This is a genomic window from endosymbiont of Lamellibrachia barhami (assembly GCF_011947365.2).
Classification (GTDB): domain Bacteria; phylum Pseudomonadota; class Gammaproteobacteria; order Chromatiales; family Chromatiaceae; genus QGON01.
This window is the reverse complement of the sequence record NZ_JAAVSH020000001.1, coordinates 1,996,841-2,014,373: the sequence shown is the minus strand read 5'-3', so window position 1 is coordinate 2,014,373 and position 17,533 is coordinate 1,996,841. Positions and strand designations below refer to the sequence as shown.

The window sequence follows — 17,533 nt, the reverse complement described above, 5'->3', positions numbered from 1 at the left end:
GCCCTCATTCTTCAATCACTAAAACACTTGCCCTCCACTTGCAACTTTCCCTGCCATCCCCGACACTTGCGCCATGAGTCTGATCATCATCCTAATCTGCCTGATAGCGGAACGTTTTCTGCTGCACAAACAGGCCTTGCGCCAGCCGGTTTGGTTCAACGACTACAGCGACTGGTACTATCGTCAGGAGCTACCTGTCTGGATGCGCAACGGCTTTGGGGGTGTCATCAGCCTGCTGCTGCCACCGCTACTTGCAGTCGCCCTGCTGCAACAGCTTTTTGATAACACGCTGGCGGGTCTGCCTGGCGCACTCTTTGCCTGCGCCGTACTGCTCTACAGCCTGGGACCGGATGACCTGGACCAGCAGATCAGCCGCTTCATCGATGCCAGAGACAAAGGCGACGAGCAGCATGCCAGGGACGTTGCCCGCGACCTGCTCAACGATGAGCCACCCCCGCATGATCCCGCCTACTCTCAGGCGGTCGCCGAGAGCATCCTCATCCAGGCCAACAACCGCATCTTCGCAGTCATCTTCTGGTTTTTGGTGCTTGGTCCCATTGGTGCGCTGCTCTATCGCCTCGCCTCCCGGCTCCCTCTCACCCGCACTGCCGGTGAGGATCTCGACTTCCATCTCATCAGCCGGCAGCTAGTGTCGATACTCGACTGGATACCCGCCCGTATTACCGCTTTCTCCTATGCGATCGCCGGCAGCTTTGAAGACGCCATGAACGGCTGGCGCAGCTACAATGAGAAACGCTTTGACGAATTCAGCGACAGCGCCAGCGGCATCCTGATCTGTACCGGCAGCGGCGCCCTGCGTCTGGCCAGCGTTTTAGACCGGAATAGAGACGATACAACACACCACCTCTATCTGGTGGAAGCCGCCATGAGCCTTGTCTGGCGATCATTGGTAGTCTGGGGTGTCACGCTGGGACTCTTCACCTTTGCCGACTGGTTATGAACGGACAGACGACCATCGACCTGCTCAGGCATGGTGAACCCGTGGGTGGGCGCCGCTATCGGGGACAGATCGACGATCCTCTGAGTGACAAGGGCTGGCAGGAGATGTGGCGCGCCGTCTCTGGCGAGACCCCCTGGCAGCAGATCATCAGCTCCCCACTCAGCCGCTGTCAGGTGTTTGCCGAGGCACTGAGTCAAAAACTGGAGGTTCCCCTGCAACAGGACGACCGGCTGAAAGAGGTGGGATTCGGCAACTGGGAAGGAAAGAGCGGTGCTGAGCTACGGGCGTTAGACCCGCAGATTCTCGCCCGCTTCTATCGGGATCCACTGAGAAACCGGCCTGCCGGGGCCGAACCGCTGGAGGCATTCAGCCAAAGGGTTGCCGACTCGCTCAACGAAGCCATCAAAACTCATGCCGGCAAACACCTGTTGATCGTCACCCACGCCGGCGTAATTCGTGCCGCACTGGCAAACACGATCTCCGCACCGATTGAAAGCATATACCGACTCTCCATCGCCAGCGCTTCAATATCCCGCATTCAGCTCAGTGAGGAGCGTCCGGCAAGCATAATGTTTCTGAGCCGGGACACAATCTGACCCGCAACTCAACACCGCCCCAGTAGGCTTGTTATCAGCACCCATTCACCCTGAATTGCAGACAAATTGATCTATCTCATAGCCAAAGAATCAGTATTTAATATATTTCTTATCCTGTAGGAATAAAAATCTATAATCAAAACTCCTCGGAGGGAGTCAGCCATGACCTGGATACTGTTAGCCATTATTTGCGGCATCATTCTATCTCTCGGCCTGGAAGAGTTATCCGAGTCGCAGGACGACATCTGAAGTCATCAGCCTCAGCTTACCAGAAAGCCAAAAGACGGCCCGCTTCCACTTTGTGCTCAAAACGACGCAGGGGATGCTTGCCCTTTTCGACACACTCTCCACTCACCACATCGAAGGCCCACTGGTGTTTTGGACAAGTCAGCTTGGTACCCTCTAGCGAGAGGTGTGGAATATCGGTAACCTGATGCGGACAGCGGCTGTCATAGACCCGTATGTCCGCCTCATCCCGGTAGATAAACAGGTGGCGCCCCTCCACTTCCAACCAGGTCGTATCCTCCAGCTTTACCTCATCGAGATCCGCAATATCGTGCCACTGGGCCTCTGCCAACAAAGCCTCCGGGCGAAAATCAGGAATATCCATCTCCAATAGAATATCGGTGGCCCATACGATCTTCGCCAGCCCAAGCACAGGAAACGCCATCAGCAGCGCATCGATCACCTCATTGGGTGTTGCGCCATTGCGTAAGGCACGGGTCAGATATTGCCGAAAACCACCCTCTGTCTGTACCGCAACCTTGGTGATCACAGAAATGAGATCCCGGGTCTTGGTATCCAGATGATCACCTGACTTTTTCAGGAAGGTGAAATAGGCCGTCATCGCCTCGGGGCGGGCAGCCAACAGATAGTTAAGTGCATTACTCATAAGCTCACTACTCCTAAAGAATCCGTTTAAACCTGTATCCATCCGGAAACACTGTTTTAACCACGAAGCGCACGAAGTACACTAAGAAAGTGACTTGTTTATCAATTTATTACCTTCGTGCCCTTCGTGCGCTTCGTGGTTGATTTTAAGTTTCCGGACAGACACTAAATTAAAATCATTTTGCGGCCCCGTGCTGACGCACATACTCGAACATCACGACAGAGGCGGCCACCGCCACATTGAGACTCTCCACCTGCCCGAATTGCGGAATCGACAGGCAACCGATCTCCGGGTAATCGGAGACCTCGAAACTGTGTCCCCACTCCTCATGCCCCAATACGAAGGCGCATTTTCCCGGCAGGACAGTATCGACCAATGACTCCCCACAAGCGGCATCCAGGGTCAAAATCCGGTATCCGCGTGTTGTCAGGTCATTGTAGGACGCTTCAAATTTCTCAAAAAAGCGGGCAGGTACCTTTTTGAACGAACCTTTGGCGGGCGATGGATCAAAAGGACCGATATCGACCAGGTGGACCTCATGTGCACCAAAGGCCTCCGCACTGCGAAAGATCTTCGCCACATTGAAACCCGCTTTCATGCCATCCAGCACAATGATGAAATCGTGTACACCGGGCTTGGCCAACAGGTTTCGGTTGCGCTGTTTCTTGTAACGGAGCAGCGCAAGATCCCGCGACTCTCTTCGTTCCCGTTGGGATCTTCTCTGGCGTAACATGGCAATGGTTAAAATCTCGATAAAGGCCCATGATACGGGGAACAATCAACTGAAAACAGATAGAAATTTTGTAACAATAGAAACGCCACTCAGGAGCAAACCTATGCCCACTTATGATTATTTCTGTTCAGCGAACAACCGCACCATCGAAGTTACCCACAAAATGAGTGAGGATATCGCAACATGGGAAGAACTCTGCAACAAGGCAGGCATCGAAACCGGCGATACACCCGTCAATGCAACGATCAAAAGGCTGATCACCGGCGGCGCCATCATCAGCAACAGCGGCAGTGAACCCCCTTGCGCGTCTGGCAGTTGTTGCCCTGGCGGCAGCTGCGGATTTTAAGTGCTCTATCAATTATGATAACTACGGGTTCACGTTGGTAGAGCACTAGTGGAAACATCCCAGGTTACCCGGGTGCGGGTCTGGAGCCGCTGGCTGAGACTCTCCCACTGGACGATTACCCTTGCCGTCACTGGCCTGCTTTTCAGTGGCTGGCTCAGCAGTGCCTCCCCGTCGCTGGAGACGGATGCCCGGGATCTGCATTTTCTCTGCAGCGCCCTGCTGATCCCCGCCCTGCTGCTCAGGTTCTACCTGCTCTTCTTCGGTCGCGGCACCGATCACATCACAGACTGTGAACCCAATGCACATCGGTTGAGGCAGGCCGCAGAAGTCCTCCGCTTCTATCTCACCCTCGGACGCGCTCCTTTACCCAAGTGGTTTGCCCACAATCCACTCTGGGGTCCACTCTATCTGTTGTTGTTTCTGTTTCTAACCCTCTCTGTCGCCAGCGGACTGATGCTGCAGAAGGAGATAGCCTTCTTTGCCAACATCAGCCTTCACGATCTGCACCATATCAGCTATCTCTTTGTCACCACCTTTGTGCCACTGCACATACTGGCGGTCTTCAGTCACGATGCGAACAGCAGCGGATCGGATATCTCCGGCATGATCAGTGGCCATCGCACCTTTCCGATAGAGCAGCCCAATCAGGCCGGTGCCGTTGACACTCAGACGATCACGGTGGATGAGTTGCTGAAAACGCTCAACAAATAACTGCGCGCTCTATCGCGGCGGGGCGCCGCTCCTACCTACAGAGTCACAGCAATCATCGTGTTCACGGTTGGTTGAGGATTGAATCTAATGCTGGCGCTCGGCATTGAGGCGGAGGATAATAGGCCGATTCAATTCTCCACTTACCCTGCTGAATCTATTCGCCCCGGCCGGTCTTAGGGTGCGCCCCAAGATGGATCACATCAACCGGTGACAAGACAGCACTCAACCGGTTCCCCACCATCATGGAAATCCATCATCCCCTGCGTAAAACCAAGATCATTGCAACCATAGGCCCTGCCTGTGATTCTCTCGAAACCCTCGAAGCAATGATGCGGGCTGGCATGAGCGTCGCCCGTCTCAACCTCTCCCACGGCACTTACAACGAGCACAGGGAGCGACTTAAACGCATCCGTCAGACCGCTGAGAAGCTGTGCATCAATGTGGCGACCATGATCGATACCCGGGGTATCGAGATCCGCACTGGCCGTATTAAAGAGGACTGGGTCGATCTGACGGTAGGGGATTGTTTCACACTCTTCACCGATGGTCGGCTCGGCAACCAGGAGGGGGTTTCGATCACCTACAAAAAGCTGCCCAAGGAGATCGGAGCGGGTACGCCGATCCTGCTCGACGATGGCAACATCGAACTCACTGCGGAGCAGATCGGCGAAGATGAGATCCACTGCCGGGTGGTTCTCGGAGGACGGCTGGGCGATTCGAAGAGCGTCAATCTGCCGGAGACCGAACTCTCCCTGCGGGCCGTCAGCCCTGAGAATCGGGACGACGTGATCCGGGAGATGACCTTCGCCGCCGAGAATGAGGTCGACTATATCGCCGCCTCTTTTGTGCAACATGAGGAAGACGTCACCCTGCTGCGGGAGGTTTTGGCAGACCATGGAGTCAAGATCCCCATCATCGCCAAGATCGAGAATCGTGCCGGGGTCAAGAACCTGGAGGGCATAGTCGCTGCCGCTGACGGCGTGATGGTGGCCCGTGGCGACCTGGGTGTGGAACTGCCGCTGGCGGATGTCCCCGGCACCCAGAAGAAGATCATCCACATGACCGTCGGTCAGGGCAAACCGGTGATCACCGCCACCGAGATGCTCGCATCGATGCAGCGCAACCCCAAACCGACCCGCGCCGAGGCCTCTGACGTCGCCAACGCCATTCTGGACGGCACCTCTGCAATCATGCTCTCCGGCGAGACTGCTGCCGGAAAATATCCAGTGCTGGCAGTGCGCACAATGGCAGAGATCGCCCTGCGTGCCGAGTCCTACCTGAAAGAGTACGGATATCTGCAGCGGGTGGCGGGCAACCGTTCAAACATCGTCACGGAGGCAGTCAGCCTTGCCTCCGCCACCATGGCGAAAGAGCTGAATGCCCGCGCCATTTTCAGCCTCACCGAAACCGGTTTTACCTCGCGCATGGTCTCCCGGCGCCGTCCCGACTGCCCGATTCTGGCGATCACCAGTTCCCGTATCGTTGCCCGCCGCCTCTCTCTCAACTGGGGCGTCTTCCCCATCTGTTTCGAGGGAGAGATCAACGACCAGGCAAAACTCGACTACGGTCTGGAACGCGCCCGTGAGCTGGGCTATGTGGGGGCTGGCGACCTCATCATCGCCACCGCCGGTTCAGGTCAGATGAAAGGCGGCACCGACTCGATCCGGGTTCTCACGTTGGAGTAATTTCCGTTGGAGTTACCGGTTCCGCTGCACTTGAACCGGCCTAAGTAGTGCCCGTCCGGAAACACTGTTTTCACCACGAAGCGCACGAAGAACACGAAGAAAATTGATGGTTAATCAATCTATTACCTTCGTGCTCTTCGTGTCCTTTGTGGTTAGATGTGGGTTTCCAGATGGACACTAAGTAGGCCCGATCAAGCGTAGCGGATCGGGCGTTCCGGCATGGTGGCCGTTCAGGGCGTCAGTTCAATCACGCCGTTGACGCTCACGCGCACTGTCTGACTACCCGCCTCGATCGCAGGCGCCGGCATGGCGTCCGCAGACATCTCCATCGCAGCCATGCGCATCATCTTGGGTCTTGGTGTGTGATCCGAGGTATTGATACTGATCTGCACCAGCCGGTAGCCGGGGCGTTCCCAAGCTTTGGCAACCATATCGGCCCTAGCGCGGAAATCAGCCAGCGCCTGCTGAATCAGTTCATCCTGAGATAACTTGCGCTTCTCTGGCGAGACCTGGTAGCTGATCGACTCAACCGCCAGCCGTTTCTGCAACGCACCAATCAGATCGCTGAGCACAGTGCTATTCCTGCTCTCCAGCCGCAGCGACTGCTTCACCCGCCATCCCTGAAGAACCTGTTTGCGATAGACCGGATCAGTTCGGTAGTCCAGGGTCTGGACCTTGATATCGGCGATCTGCTTTGCCTTATCCAAGGCCCAGCTGATATTCTGATTCACCTCGCGCGCGAGCTTCGTGGTACTACTCCCCTCCTTCTGGGAGTAGAGCACCGCCACCAGCGTATCATTGCCCACTTTCGTCTCTGCGCTCACGGAGAGCGTTACCCGGTCGTAGGTGGGATCCTTATCGTCTGCCCAGGCCGGAGAGATCGATATCACCAGCAAAAGACTGGCCAAAAACTGTTGGATATTCTGTTTCCTCATGACTTGCTCCTTAATTTAATCTGCTTCGGCAATAACCTGTTATTGAACAGTTTAGTCAGAACTTCACCGGTGGTGGCCGTTCTCCCAGGCCAGTGGTCTCTGAAACGATATTGCGTGCTATTTCCCTGCCTTCATCTAAAGCCTGCTTCTGGGAAGTCGTGGGTCCGGTTCCCCCATCGGATTCTCCATCCTGCTTCATGTAGAGGGTCTGCGTCGGATAGGCAAACTCCACTCCCAGCCCTTGGGCCAGTCGCAAAATGTCCAGCAAAAAGCGATGCCGCTCACGCAACTCGGTACTCCAGTCCGGGGTCTCCCAGAAGACATAAACCAATATCTCCAGCGCACTGTCGGCATAACCGTTGAAGTAGACATGGTAGTAATCCTTGCGCATATAGGGGTGTTGGCGCACCAGTTCACGCACCCCTTCGCAAAAGGATTCGATCTTCTCCGGTGGTGTTTCATAGGCCAGTCCCAGCTTGGTGGAGAGACGGCGGTAGCGTCGTTCCCCCATATTGTCCACCTTCGCGGTGATGAACAGGGAGTTGGGCACCGTAAGCACCGAGTTGTAGAAGGTACGGATGCGGGTACTGCGAAATCCGATGCGCTCGACCGCGCCCTCCTTACCGTCAACGACGATCCAGTCCCCCACCGAGAAGGTACGATCAAGCAGTATGGTGATCGAACCAAAGAGATTCTGCACCATATCCTTGGCCGCCAATGCAAAGGCCAAACCACCAAGACCAAGGCCTGCCAGCAACCCCGAAACATTGATATTCAGATTGTCAGCGATAAAGATCACACCGATTACGGTGACGAATATCTTCAGGGTTCGCGGAATCAGCGGCACCAGCGCATCATCCAGGCGGGTCTCGGTCAGCATCGCCCGCTCGGCGAGCCATCCACCCACCAGATCCACCAGTCGATAGGCAACCCAGACACCCGAGAGGGCCGCAAGAAACTTGACCGCCACCAGCAGCACCAGCATCGTCGACTCAGGCAGACCCAGCAGTGTAATACCGACCCACCAGATCGCCGCCATGGCCAACAATCCCAGAGGTCGTAGCATATTCTCGGGAATATCACGGAAAGCCAGTCGGCGGGTTTCTTGCAGCCTGAGGACCACCAAACGGCGCAATAACAGGGTGATCAGCTTGTCCGCCACCACGCCAAACAGAACGATAAAAAAGATACCCATCCAACGCCAGTTCTCCAACAGAAAAATGGTTTTTTTCAGCCACGCTGGTATGGCATTTTGGATTCGCAGGTGCCAGGGCAACACCGAGTCATCCTCCGACAACCCTTCCACCTTGCTGCGAGTCGACACCTCCTCCCAGATTGCCGGCAGACGGGCTATCGTCGCACTGTCGAACAGCCAACGGCCATCAGGATAGCGCGAGATGCGTAGCGCCCCTTTGGCATAACGCTGGAAGATCCATGGCTCCCCTTCATGCCTGTCGGGTATCCGTTGCAGATCGACCAGCCGGGTACGATCCATGGTCTCCAGCAGCAGCCAGGCCAGATCCGCACCGCGCTCTGTGCGCACCAGGGCATTGACCGAGGTGAGATCCAGCGTCTCCAGCGCATCGTTGATCCGCTCAGACTCCCCCCGCTTAATGTCATTCATGGCACTCAGAAAGGTCGCCATCACCGCCCGCGGTGAACGCAGGCTGTCCGGTGCAAGTTCCACGACCTCGGAGAGAGGCGCTTCCACCTCCTCGGCTAACCCCTGTAGCGGCAGCAACAAGCCGAGCAACGGCAGAATGCAGAGATATCTAATCAGAGAGAAAGTATGTGGTTTCATGGCAGACAAATTATGTTTCGACAAGAAAGAGGCGAACGGAACCGGATCACGCCATAGGCGCAGACCGACTCACAGTTCCGCCGATTAACTTTGCAATCGCCCGATTATAGAGGCTTATTCGACAGACCACATAGGAACTCCTTCCGGACTTTCGGAGAACATACAATGCAGAAGTGTTTCAGCCAGTATCTGCCAATGGCAGCCGCAATTTTTATCACCACATTTTCAACCCAGTCAACGGCCGCAGATCAGATCTATCTGTGCGAGCTCAACGGACTTGAGCGGCGTGTTGAAATTCACTATCAACAGGAGACCGGCCTTCCACCCTGCGAGGTGCGCTATTTCAAAGAGGCTGAGCAACCCGACTCGATGCAGATACTCTGGAGTGCCGACAACGAAACCGGCTACTGCGAGCAGAAGGCTGCCAGGTTCAGGCAAAAACTTGAAGGCTGGGGCTGGCAGTGTGCGCCAGTCGCATCCACTGATGAGGTGCAGCTGCAACAATAGGCTTTTGCCTGATCCGCTACGCTTGACCATGCCTACAACCCAGCATGTTGCTGGTGGCTGTAGCAGCTATACTCTTTCAGGAAACCCTGCAATCACCATCTGAACACCCACACTGTTGACACGCCAAGGAGGAAACATGTCACTCAACGACCTCATCAACGACAAGCGCGTAAAACGGATTATCACCCACCCGGACAACGACGACGCCATCTGGCGCGCCGATCTGGCGCGTTTCCTCTCCGGAGACGCCACGCTGACACGCAAGTCAGCAGGGGAGGCGGGCATCAAAGCCGTGCAGAGATTGTTGATTTTCCTTGGCTACTCCACATCATCCAACGGCGCCTTCGCTATCGATGGGGATTTCGGGCGCGGCACCAACCGGGCGGTAGCGCAGTTTCAGGTGGAAAACCGTCTCACCCGCACCATCAGCCGTGACACCCTCTGCTATCCCTGCAAATGGAATACCGCCAGGACATTGATCAGTGCAATCCCCGACGCAAGGTTAACATCCAGCACCCTGGAAAAAATGCTCAAAACAGCGATTGCGCGGGCCGATGCCGCACAGGTGATGACCGGTAACTTCGATGACGCTATCTTCCATCTCAACGCCCTGCATAAACGCGCATATCTCAATTGCCGCAAGATACTTGAGCGTTACGGCGCAATGGCAGCATCGGTCTCCGAGGCACTTGCAGATGAGACCGGGACATTGGTCAGACCGGAATGGATTCTCTCAATCATCCGTCAGGAGACGGCCGGCATCATCCGCCCAAGATTTGAGCAGCACTATCTGTCACGTCTTAACCGGCAACACCCAGATACAGGACTGGAAGAGCTTCGTATGCAGTCCATGAGCATGGGATTGGGTCAGGTCATGGGCGCCAACTACAAGCGTGTGGGGGCGCAAAATGCAACCGAACTCTTTACCGCTCCGGCGATTCGCCAAGTGGAATTCGTGGCACGATTTCTTCGATCAAAAGGAGAGGTGGTAAGGAAGACCAACCCAACAGAAAACGATTTCCGCAAAGTAGCGCGTTACTACAATGGTCCGAAGTATGCGGCACACCACTACCACGAATCACTTGCACGCTGGTTTCGTGAGTTCAGGATGCTGATGTAAATCAAACGGAACAGGTTTCTGCTACGCTTGTGCGCTCAAAAAAAGACGGACACTATTTAGTGCCCGTCCAGAAACACTGTTTTCACCACGAAGAACACGAAGAACACGAAGAAAATTCATGGTTAATCAATCTTTTACCTTCATGCTCTTCGTGTTCTTTGTGGTTAGATGTGGGTTTCCGGATGGACACTATTTAGCACAATCTATGTAGGTCTATCGGAATTGTAGGATGCTGGTAAGCTTGCCAGCATCCTACAGGTCATCTCCAGACCCAACACAAGAGTATTCAACAAGTGCCAACAACTTCACCCGAAGTCACAGAAAAACCGCAACCCGTATCATTTATTGAAGCCTTGATCTATTGGCTCAAGCTGGGCTTTATCAGCTTTGGCGGTCCGGCAGGCCAAATCAGCATGATGCATCAGGAGCTGGTAGAGAAGCGCAGATGGCTTTCCGAACATCGATTTTTGCATGCGCTGAATTACACCATGGTGCTGCCTGGCCCGGAGGCGCAACAATTGGCGACCTATATCGGCTGGTTGATGCACGGTGTATGGGGAGGCATTGCTGCCGGTGTGCTGTTTGTCCTGCCGTCATTGTTCATCCTCATTGGTCTGACATGGATCTATCTGGCTTTCGGTGATGTGCCGGCAGTGGAAGGGGTTTTGTATGGCATTAAACCTGCGGTGACGGCAATCGTTGTTTTTGCGGCCTGCCGCATCGGTTCCAGAGCCTTGAAGAACAATGTGCTTCGCGCCATGGCAGTACTGGCGTTCATCGCAATCTTTGCCTTTGATGTGCCTTTTCCCTATATCGTGCTGATGGCGGGTATCATCGGTTATGTCGGTTCACATCTTGCACCGGACAAATTCAAAGCGGGCGGACATCACGGAGAATCCAGGGATTCCTACGGCCCCGCGCTTATCGATGATGACACCCCTGCTCCAGAGCATGCACGATTTAAGTGGAGCCGGTTCATCACATTCACCTTGGTCGGGATTTTCATTGGGGGTGCAGTAATGGCCATACTTGCCATGACATATGGCTGGGATGGCACTCTCACGCAAATGGGCTGGTTCTTTACCAAAGCCGCGCTGGTCACCTTTGGCGGCGCCTATGCAGTATTGCCCTATGTCTATCAGGGAGGTGTCGAGCAATATGCATGGTTAAGTGGAACCCAGATGATCGATGGTCTCGCGCTGGGTGAAACCACCCCTGGGCCACTCATCATGGTTGTCGCATTTGTTGGTTTTGTCGGCGGCTGGACCAAAGAACTTTTTGGACCTGAAATGCTTCCTTTGGCAGGTGCTGCCGGCGCCGGCATTGCCACACTCTTCACTTTTCTACCCTCCTTTCTTTTCATCCTGCTTGGCGGACCAGCGGTCGAGGCAACCAGAGATGATGTCAAGTTCACCGCACCACTGACTGGCATTACCGCTGCCGTGGTGGGTGTCGTGCTCAATCTGGCTGCTTTTTTTGCCTACCATGTACTTTGGCCTCAAGGTTTTGAGGCGACATTTGAATGGTTTTCAGCCTTGATAGGCGCAGCTGCGTTCGTGGCCCTGTTTAAGTATAAGATGGGTATTGTTCAGGTTATTGGCGCATGCGCTGTATTGGGATTGGGTTACTCTTTGTTGCTGTAGTTAATGCCCGTCCGAATACACTATTTTTCACCACGAAGAGCACGAAGCACACTAAGAAGCATTATTGCTAAAAAATCTCTTACCTTAGTGCTCTTCATGGTATTTGTAGTTAGATATGGACTCCCGGATCGACACCAGGTAGGTTCAGCCTACTTGTAATACTGCTTGAACTCAGGCGCTGGCTCCCTGGGAGTGTAGACGTATAGCGCAATGCCATTGGGATCAACAATGCTGAATCCTCTGTCTCCCCAGGGATGATCTTCAAGTGGCATAACAGCAGCAAGGCCAAGTCCCGTTAATCGTTGATGTTCGCTATCTACATCCTCAACTTCAAGGTTGTACATGAGACCCTCGCCGGAAAACAGCGGCTGGTCCGGTCTCTGTGGCTTCATGAAGCACAGTTCACCCTTTCCGATTCTGACGTTGATATACCATCCTGCGTCAAAGACCACTTTTGCATTGAAGTACTGCACATAGAAATCGCGACAGGCAGTCGGATCATCTACACATATTGTGGGTGAAATCTGTTTAGCATCTGTCATATTGTCTTTCCCGAACATTGTGTCTGGTTTAGCTAAAACCCCCCATTTTTTCGGGCTCAGCTTTGATCCATGAAGCTTTTTCCCCAGTCGTGCATGACCCACAGTACGGGTTCCAGGGTTCCTCCCAACTCAGTAAGGGAATACTCCACTTTGGGAGGAACCTGGGGATAGACCTCCCTGTGCACGACGCAATCCTTTTCGAGTTCCCGCAACTGAGAAGTCAGCATTCTCTGAGTGACCTGGGGTATCAAACGCCGCAGTTCACCAAAGCGTTTGGTTCCGCTGAGAAGATGGTGAATGATAATAATCTTCCATTTTCCACCAATTACGTCAATCGTCGCCTCAACCGGGCAGTTGTAGTGATTCTCCAGCTGTTCCGCCTTTTTTGTCATACTTTTTCAGACCCATATAGTATACAAAACGATACTATGTATTAAAAATGTGCGTTCTTACAATATTCGGACTATAGCACTACTCTCAGTACATAGAGATAACTTTCAAATACCGCGCACAGCGAATGAGTAACAAAATGGAAATACTTCATCGAAATCATCTGCCACTCGGCGGTTTTGCCGGACTGCGGGAACATCAGTTGGTTGTTGATCCCAAGGCCTTCGGCGAACAGACTGGCAGCAAGGCTTTTTCTGGATTGGGAAATTTTGTCTATCTTGCCGATGCCCAATTCCAGCCTCATGGTGAAACCGGACTGCATCCTCATCGCGAGATTGATGTATTGTCTTTCATGATTGAGGGAAGAATCCGTCATGAAGGTTCTCTGGGACAGGGTCAATCGCTATCAGCCTTTGAAGTCCAGGTGCAACGCGCTGGTGGAGAAGGATTTACCCACAACGAGATTAATCCGGACGGGCAGAAAAACAGAATGATCCAGCTTTTTGTACTGCCGGAAAAAGCAGGCGAGGCGGCAGATTACAGAGTCTATTCCACTGAAGCTGGAAACATATCACGCATTTACGGCGGGCATGAACCAGACGCACATTTCACGAGCGGAACAATTGTAGAGACGGCGAGGTTAAATCCCGGGCAGGATCATCAGATAAAACATGACTACATGGTCTATATGGCAACCGGAAAAGGCACTGCCAACGGGCAGCCCGTAGAAGAGGGATGTCTGTTAAAAGGCAGTGATCTTCAGTTCACCGCAGAGGAGACCGCCTACCTGATTATTATTCGTCTGGCAGCACCGCTCGATTAATATGTAACAGTTCAGAACTGACACCCAATACCTTTTTCCCAGAGAACACTGGGACACTCTACTGACCATGTGCAATCGTAAACGCCCTCCACAATAATGTCATTACTCCTCTCTGTGGATAGAATTTTACAAGAGAGCAGGCACCCCATACCGATTCGCTCTATAATCGGCTGGCCATGCCACTCATCAAATCACTTTTCTTCCAGGCATCAGTCTCGGTTACACTGTTTCTGGCTACAGCACTCTCCCAACCCTTCCATTTTTCCGGTCGGGAAGAGTCCATGTTCTTTCTGCCGGCCGGTGTTGGTCTTGGAATTGCGTGGCGGTATGGCAACAAGGCATTGATAGGCGCCTTTGTCGGCCTGTTCACCTATTACACAACACTCCACAACCTGGAGCTCTGGGTTGCACTCTGGACGACGACAACCTGGGTCTTTTCCGTCTATTTCGCCCTCTGGGGACTGAAACTCTTCATCCCTGAAGTACTCATGAAGGCGCCACTCAAGTCACTACTTACCTTCTTCGGCTTCGGTGTTGTACTGGCTCCTCTGATTCATACACTACTGGATCTGCCGATGGTGATTCCTGCCGGACTTGTTGATCCGGATCAGGACATCAGAATTTTTCTCTTCCTCTACTGGCAGGGAGAAGCCTTTGGCGCGTTGCTGCTGACCCCGGTTATTTTTCTTGCCGGCCGAAATTTCAGCATGCTCTACCAGGGTGACTATGCCGTCTATCCAAAGAACGGCCGCGAAAAAATCTTATGGCTCTCTCTTTTCGGCCTGAATATTCTTTCGACGTTTCTCTGGGGAGAGACTCATCTCTATGCCGGAATTTCTGATCAACTGTTCATCCTCTTTCCTCTACTGGCCTGGAGCGCCTATCGACTGGGAGTCATCTTCTCCAGCATTGCGGTTTTTCTTACCTGTTTCGGTATATTCAGTTTCTATGCATTTGGCTTTGGCGGCACGCCCATACCTGTCACTGAACAGGAGTACATCGCACTCTTGACCTTTATTATTACCATCTCTCTATTGACTTACAGTGTTGCTGTCATCACCTTGGAACGACGATTGGAGACAAGCCGCCTTAGATACGCCGCCACTCATGATCCGTTGAGTGGTCTGCTAAATACCAGAGCACTGAAAGATCGGTTGGAATCTTTGATGAAGGGTGGCGCCGGCATCAAACCCGAGTTGGGGTATCTGGAGATCGATCAATACGAGGAGATGCGTCGCCACTATGGCGTCTCCGGTCGCAATATGCTGATCAAACGTTTCGGCTTACATTTGAACAAAATATTGTCACAGAGTTGCGAAATATTTCGTATAGGTGCAGGAGAATTTGCCTTTATATCAAAGGAAAAAGGCGCTCTGCCGAGAAGTGCGCATACATGGTTAAACAATCCCGAACCCTACCGGTTTGAATGGGAGAATAAGCAGTTCAGCATAATACCCAAGGCCTGCCTGTTGCCTGTCACCAGCCATTTTGACTCACCACACCATCTGCTCGAACTGGCAAGCGCCCATGTCAACAGGCTGTCAAAGGGTAAGCGTGGCCTGATCAGCATAGACCCAATGGATGACGGCGTACTCAAGGATCGTGAGATTCGGGCCAAATGGATGGGCAAACTCCAGCAGGCACTTGCCGATGATCAATTCAGGCTTCTATATCAGCCCATCGTTTCGCTCAATGATAAACAGGCTGCAGTCAAGAATAACAGCACCATGCAGCACGTTGAAATACTGTTACGCCTGATAGGTGACGATGGATCTCTGGTCGAACCAGGCATCTTTATGCCATATGCCGAAGCTTTCAATCTGATGCCTGATATTGACCGTTGGGTCGTATCCAAAGCACTGCATCTTATTGAAAATGACCCAATGCTCAGGCAGCCAGAAACATTATGCGCCATCAATCTTTCGGGACAGTCGATCAACGACATGGCTTTTCCTGAATATATCCTTGAACAACTAAAAAACACCCATGTCGACGCAAAGAAGATCTGCTTTGAGATCACCGAGACCGTAGCCTTGAGTGATCTCAAGCAGGCAGCCCACTTCTTCAGTCAACTCAGAGAGATGGGATGCTCCGTCGCCCTTGATGACTTCGGCACCGGCACCGCATCATTCGAATATTTAAAGAGACTGCATGTCGACTACCTGAAGATAGACGGCTCATTTATCCGGGAAATTGAGGGCAACAAACTGGATTATGTCATCGTTACCGCCATTCAGGATGTCGCACGTACAACCGGAGCAAAAACCATTGCCGAATATGTGGAGACGGATGGCGTGCTGGATCTGCTGATTAAACTCGGTATCGACTATGGGCAGGGCTATATATTCGGAAGGCCTGAAGAGATAACAAAATCCGACTGAGTATCGACCAAGAGCTATAACAATAATGGCGCATATTGTTGGGTTACGGCCAAAAAGAGAGCCTAACCAAACCTACGTCTATGTTTCACGCTTGTTTCGTTAGATCTTAAACTGGGCAACCAGCTCTTTCAGTTGAACAGAGAGATGATTCAGACCATCACTGGCGGCGGCCACCTGCCCTGAACTCTTCAGGCTCTTCTGTGCCGTTCCGGTAATACCTTCAGCATTGCGACTGATCTCTTCAGCAACCGCACTCTGTTGATGCGTCGCGGTGGCAATCTGAGTTGCCATATCGGTGATGGTATCCACCGATTGTGTAATGGATCCGAGAGATACCCCAGCCTCCTTTGCCTGCTCCACCGTCGCTTTAACACCTTGCTGGCTGGTTTTCATCGCCTCGACAGCCTGGCTTGAGTGCTTTTGAAGGTCTTCGATTGTCTCCTCTATTTCGTGAATGGAGCTTTGGGTGCGGCCCGCCAATGCGCGCACCTCATCTGCCACAACGGCAAACCCACGCCCTTGCTCTCCCGCCCTTGCCGCTTCAATGGCGGCATTTAGCGCCAACAGATTGGTCTGTTCCGCAATCCCCTGAATCACCTTCAGAATATTGCCGATGCTCTGACTGTCGACTTCCAGTTTTTGGATGACGAATGCAGCACCGTCCACTTGGCTCGCCACACCATCGATGGTGCTCAGCGCCTGCTCAATAATCTTTCTGCCTTCGTTCGAGGCTGTGTCTGCCTCAGCGGCAGCCGTTGCAGTGGCTGCTGCGTTCGATGCCACTTCCCGGACAGTGGCCGCCATTTCGGTAATGGCGGTCGCTATCTGCTCAATCTGACACTGTTGCTCAAGATTGATTGACTGGGATTCACTGGTCACCGCCTGCAGTTCCCTGGATGATCCACTCATCTGGTTGGTGGCGTCCGATACCTGTCTGACGCTGTCCTGAAAGCGGGAGAGCATACGATTGACCGACTCGGCCATCTGACTGATCTCATCGTTGCCTGTATCGTCACAGCGTTCAACCAGAGTGGCATTTTTCTCAATATCATTGATGGTAGCGTTCAGCCTTCGAATTGAGATTGTCCCTCTGCAGGCGAATACCCATCCGACCAAAATGGAGCCAGCTAAAGCAATTGCCAGAATGGCAATAGCGTAGTTAATAATATCCCGGCTCAGGGTCGCGGCCGATGAAAATGCTTCATCAGTCTCTATTTCGCTGATGATTGACCAGTCGAGTCCGGCAACGTTCAATGGCGCATAGGCTGAGAGCACCGGCTTTCCATGATAGCCGTCAAAGATACCCACGCCACGCTCACCCCGGCTCGAAGCCGAGGTTGCGGGAGTATCAATCTGCTGTATCCCTGCGTTGGTGCCCTTGGCGCTGATTGCATCGGCAATCCCTTTCGCAACCCCAACATTTTCCAGCAGCGCAGGATAACTGTGTGGAGACTCCACCATGAATCG

17 protein-coding genes are annotated in these 17,533 nt (G+C 53.2%); 10 read left to right on the top strand and 7 right to left on the bottom strand.

Annotated elements, in window-relative coordinates; translation table 11 throughout:
- The first annotated feature begins 73 nt into the window (after window positions 1-73).
- Entirely contained in the window at window positions 74-961 is an 888-nt protein-coding gene (gene ampE / locus G9Q73_RS09050; RefSeq protein ID WP_177419495.1) for a regulatory signaling modulator protein AmpE, read from the top strand.
- Window positions 958-1,557, top strand: a complete 600-nt coding sequence (locus G9Q73_RS09045) for a histidine phosphatase family protein (RefSeq protein ID WP_177419494.1) — start codon at window positions 958-960, stop codon at window positions 1,555-1,557. Before ampE ends, G9Q73_RS09045 begins: the two co-directional genes overlap by 4 nt.
- Before the next feature lie 265 nt (window positions 1,558-1,822).
- Here G9Q73_RS09045 and G9Q73_RS09040 read toward each other — a convergent pair whose 3' ends face one another.
- Both G9Q73_RS09040 and G9Q73_RS09035 read right to left on the bottom strand, forming a co-directional pair.
- A complete protein-coding gene (locus tag G9Q73_RS09040; protein WP_177419493.1) occupies window positions 1,823-2,449 on the bottom strand; it encodes a Rieske 2Fe-2S domain-containing protein in 627 nt (208 codons plus the stop codon).
- 175 nt (window positions 2,450-2,624) lie between these two features.
- Window positions 2,625-3,182, bottom strand: a complete 558-nt coding sequence (locus tag G9Q73_RS09035; protein ID WP_177419492.1) for a TrmH family RNA methyltransferase — start codon at window positions 3,180-3,182, stop codon at window positions 2,625-2,627.
- Window positions 3,183-3,285: 103 nt separating this feature from the next.
- Here G9Q73_RS09035 and G9Q73_RS09030 point away from each other — a divergent pair, with 103 nt between their 5' ends.
- From G9Q73_RS09030 to pyk, 3 genes are all read left to right on the top strand, one after another.
- On the top strand, window positions 3,286-3,528 hold the full coding sequence (locus G9Q73_RS09030) for an FmdB family zinc ribbon protein (RefSeq protein ID WP_177419491.1): 243 nt from the start codon (window positions 3,286-3,288) through the stop codon (window positions 3,526-3,528).
- A gap of 48 nt (window positions 3,529-3,576) precedes the next feature.
- Window positions 3,577-4,239 carry a cytochrome b/b6 domain-containing protein gene (locus G9Q73_RS09025; protein ID WP_177419490.1) on the top strand — a complete coding sequence of 221 codons (663 nt, stop codon included), beginning with the start codon at window positions 3,577-3,579 and terminating at the stop codon, window positions 4,237-4,239.
- A gap of 242 nt (window positions 4,240-4,481) precedes the next feature.
- Window positions 4,482-5,924, top strand: a complete 1,443-nt coding sequence (gene pyk / locus G9Q73_RS09020; protein ID WP_177419489.1) for a pyruvate kinase — start codon at window positions 4,482-4,484, stop codon at window positions 5,922-5,924.
- Between the two features lie 230 nt (window positions 5,925-6,154).
- On the opposite strand, the gene G9Q73_RS09015 is transcribed toward pyk, so the two are convergent.
- Both G9Q73_RS09015 and G9Q73_RS09010 read right to left on the bottom strand, forming a co-directional pair.
- Window positions 6,155-6,859, bottom strand: a complete 705-nt coding sequence (locus G9Q73_RS09015; protein WP_177419488.1) for an SIMPL domain-containing protein — start codon at window positions 6,857-6,859, stop codon at window positions 6,155-6,157.
- Window positions 6,860-6,914: 55 nt separating this feature from the next.
- A complete protein-coding gene (locus tag G9Q73_RS09010; RefSeq protein WP_177419487.1) occupies window positions 6,915-8,660 on the bottom strand; it encodes a mechanosensitive ion channel family protein in 1,746 nt (581 codons plus the stop codon).
- A 165-nt stretch (window positions 8,661-8,825) separates the two neighbouring features.
- Between G9Q73_RS09010 and G9Q73_RS09005 the strand changes: the two genes are divergently transcribed.
- From G9Q73_RS09005 to chrA, 3 genes are all read left to right on the top strand, one after another.
- Window positions 8,826-9,167, top strand: coding sequence for a hypothetical protein (locus G9Q73_RS09005; RefSeq protein WP_246345153.1), 342 nt, complete (start codon window positions 8,826-8,828; stop codon window positions 9,165-9,167).
- A 136-nt stretch (window positions 9,168-9,303) separates the two neighbouring features.
- A complete protein-coding gene (locus tag G9Q73_RS09000; RefSeq protein ID WP_177419486.1) occupies window positions 9,304-10,287 on the top strand; it encodes an N-acetylmuramidase domain-containing protein in 984 nt (327 codons plus the stop codon).
- Between the two features lie 293 nt (window positions 10,288-10,580).
- Entirely contained in the window at window positions 10,581-11,930 is a 1,350-nt protein-coding gene (chrA, locus tag G9Q73_RS08995) for a chromate efflux transporter (protein WP_177419485.1), read from the top strand.
- Between the two features lie 149 nt (window positions 11,931-12,079).
- Here chrA and G9Q73_RS08990 read toward each other — a convergent pair whose 3' ends face one another.
- A complete protein-coding gene (locus G9Q73_RS08990; RefSeq protein ID WP_177419484.1) occupies window positions 12,080-12,472 on the bottom strand; it encodes a VOC family protein in 393 nt (130 codons plus the stop codon).
- A gap of 56 nt (window positions 12,473-12,528) precedes the next feature.
- Complete coding sequence (locus tag G9Q73_RS08985; RefSeq protein WP_177419483.1) at window positions 12,529-12,864, bottom strand: winged helix-turn-helix transcriptional regulator; 336 nt, start codon at window positions 12,862-12,864, stop codon at window positions 12,529-12,531.
- A 200-nt stretch (window positions 12,865-13,064) separates the two neighbouring features.
- Between G9Q73_RS08985 and G9Q73_RS08980 the strand changes: the two genes are divergently transcribed.
- Together G9Q73_RS08980 and G9Q73_RS08975 are read left to right on the top strand one after the other, a co-directional pair.
- Window positions 13,065-13,685, top strand: a complete 621-nt coding sequence (locus G9Q73_RS08980) for a pirin family protein (protein WP_246345150.1) — start codon at window positions 13,065-13,067, stop codon at window positions 13,683-13,685.
- A gap of 176 nt (window positions 13,686-13,861) precedes the next feature.
- Window positions 13,862-16,066: an EAL domain-containing protein gene (locus G9Q73_RS08975; RefSeq protein ID WP_177419481.1), complete on the top strand. Its 2,205-nt coding sequence runs from the start codon at window positions 13,862-13,864 to the stop codon at window positions 16,064-16,066.
- Between the two features lie 99 nt (window positions 16,067-16,165).
- Here G9Q73_RS08975 and G9Q73_RS08970 read toward each other — a convergent pair.
- Window positions 16,166-17,533: methyl-accepting chemotaxis protein (locus tag G9Q73_RS08970; protein ID WP_177419480.1), on the bottom strand; the 1,368-nt coding region annotated here is incomplete at its 5' end.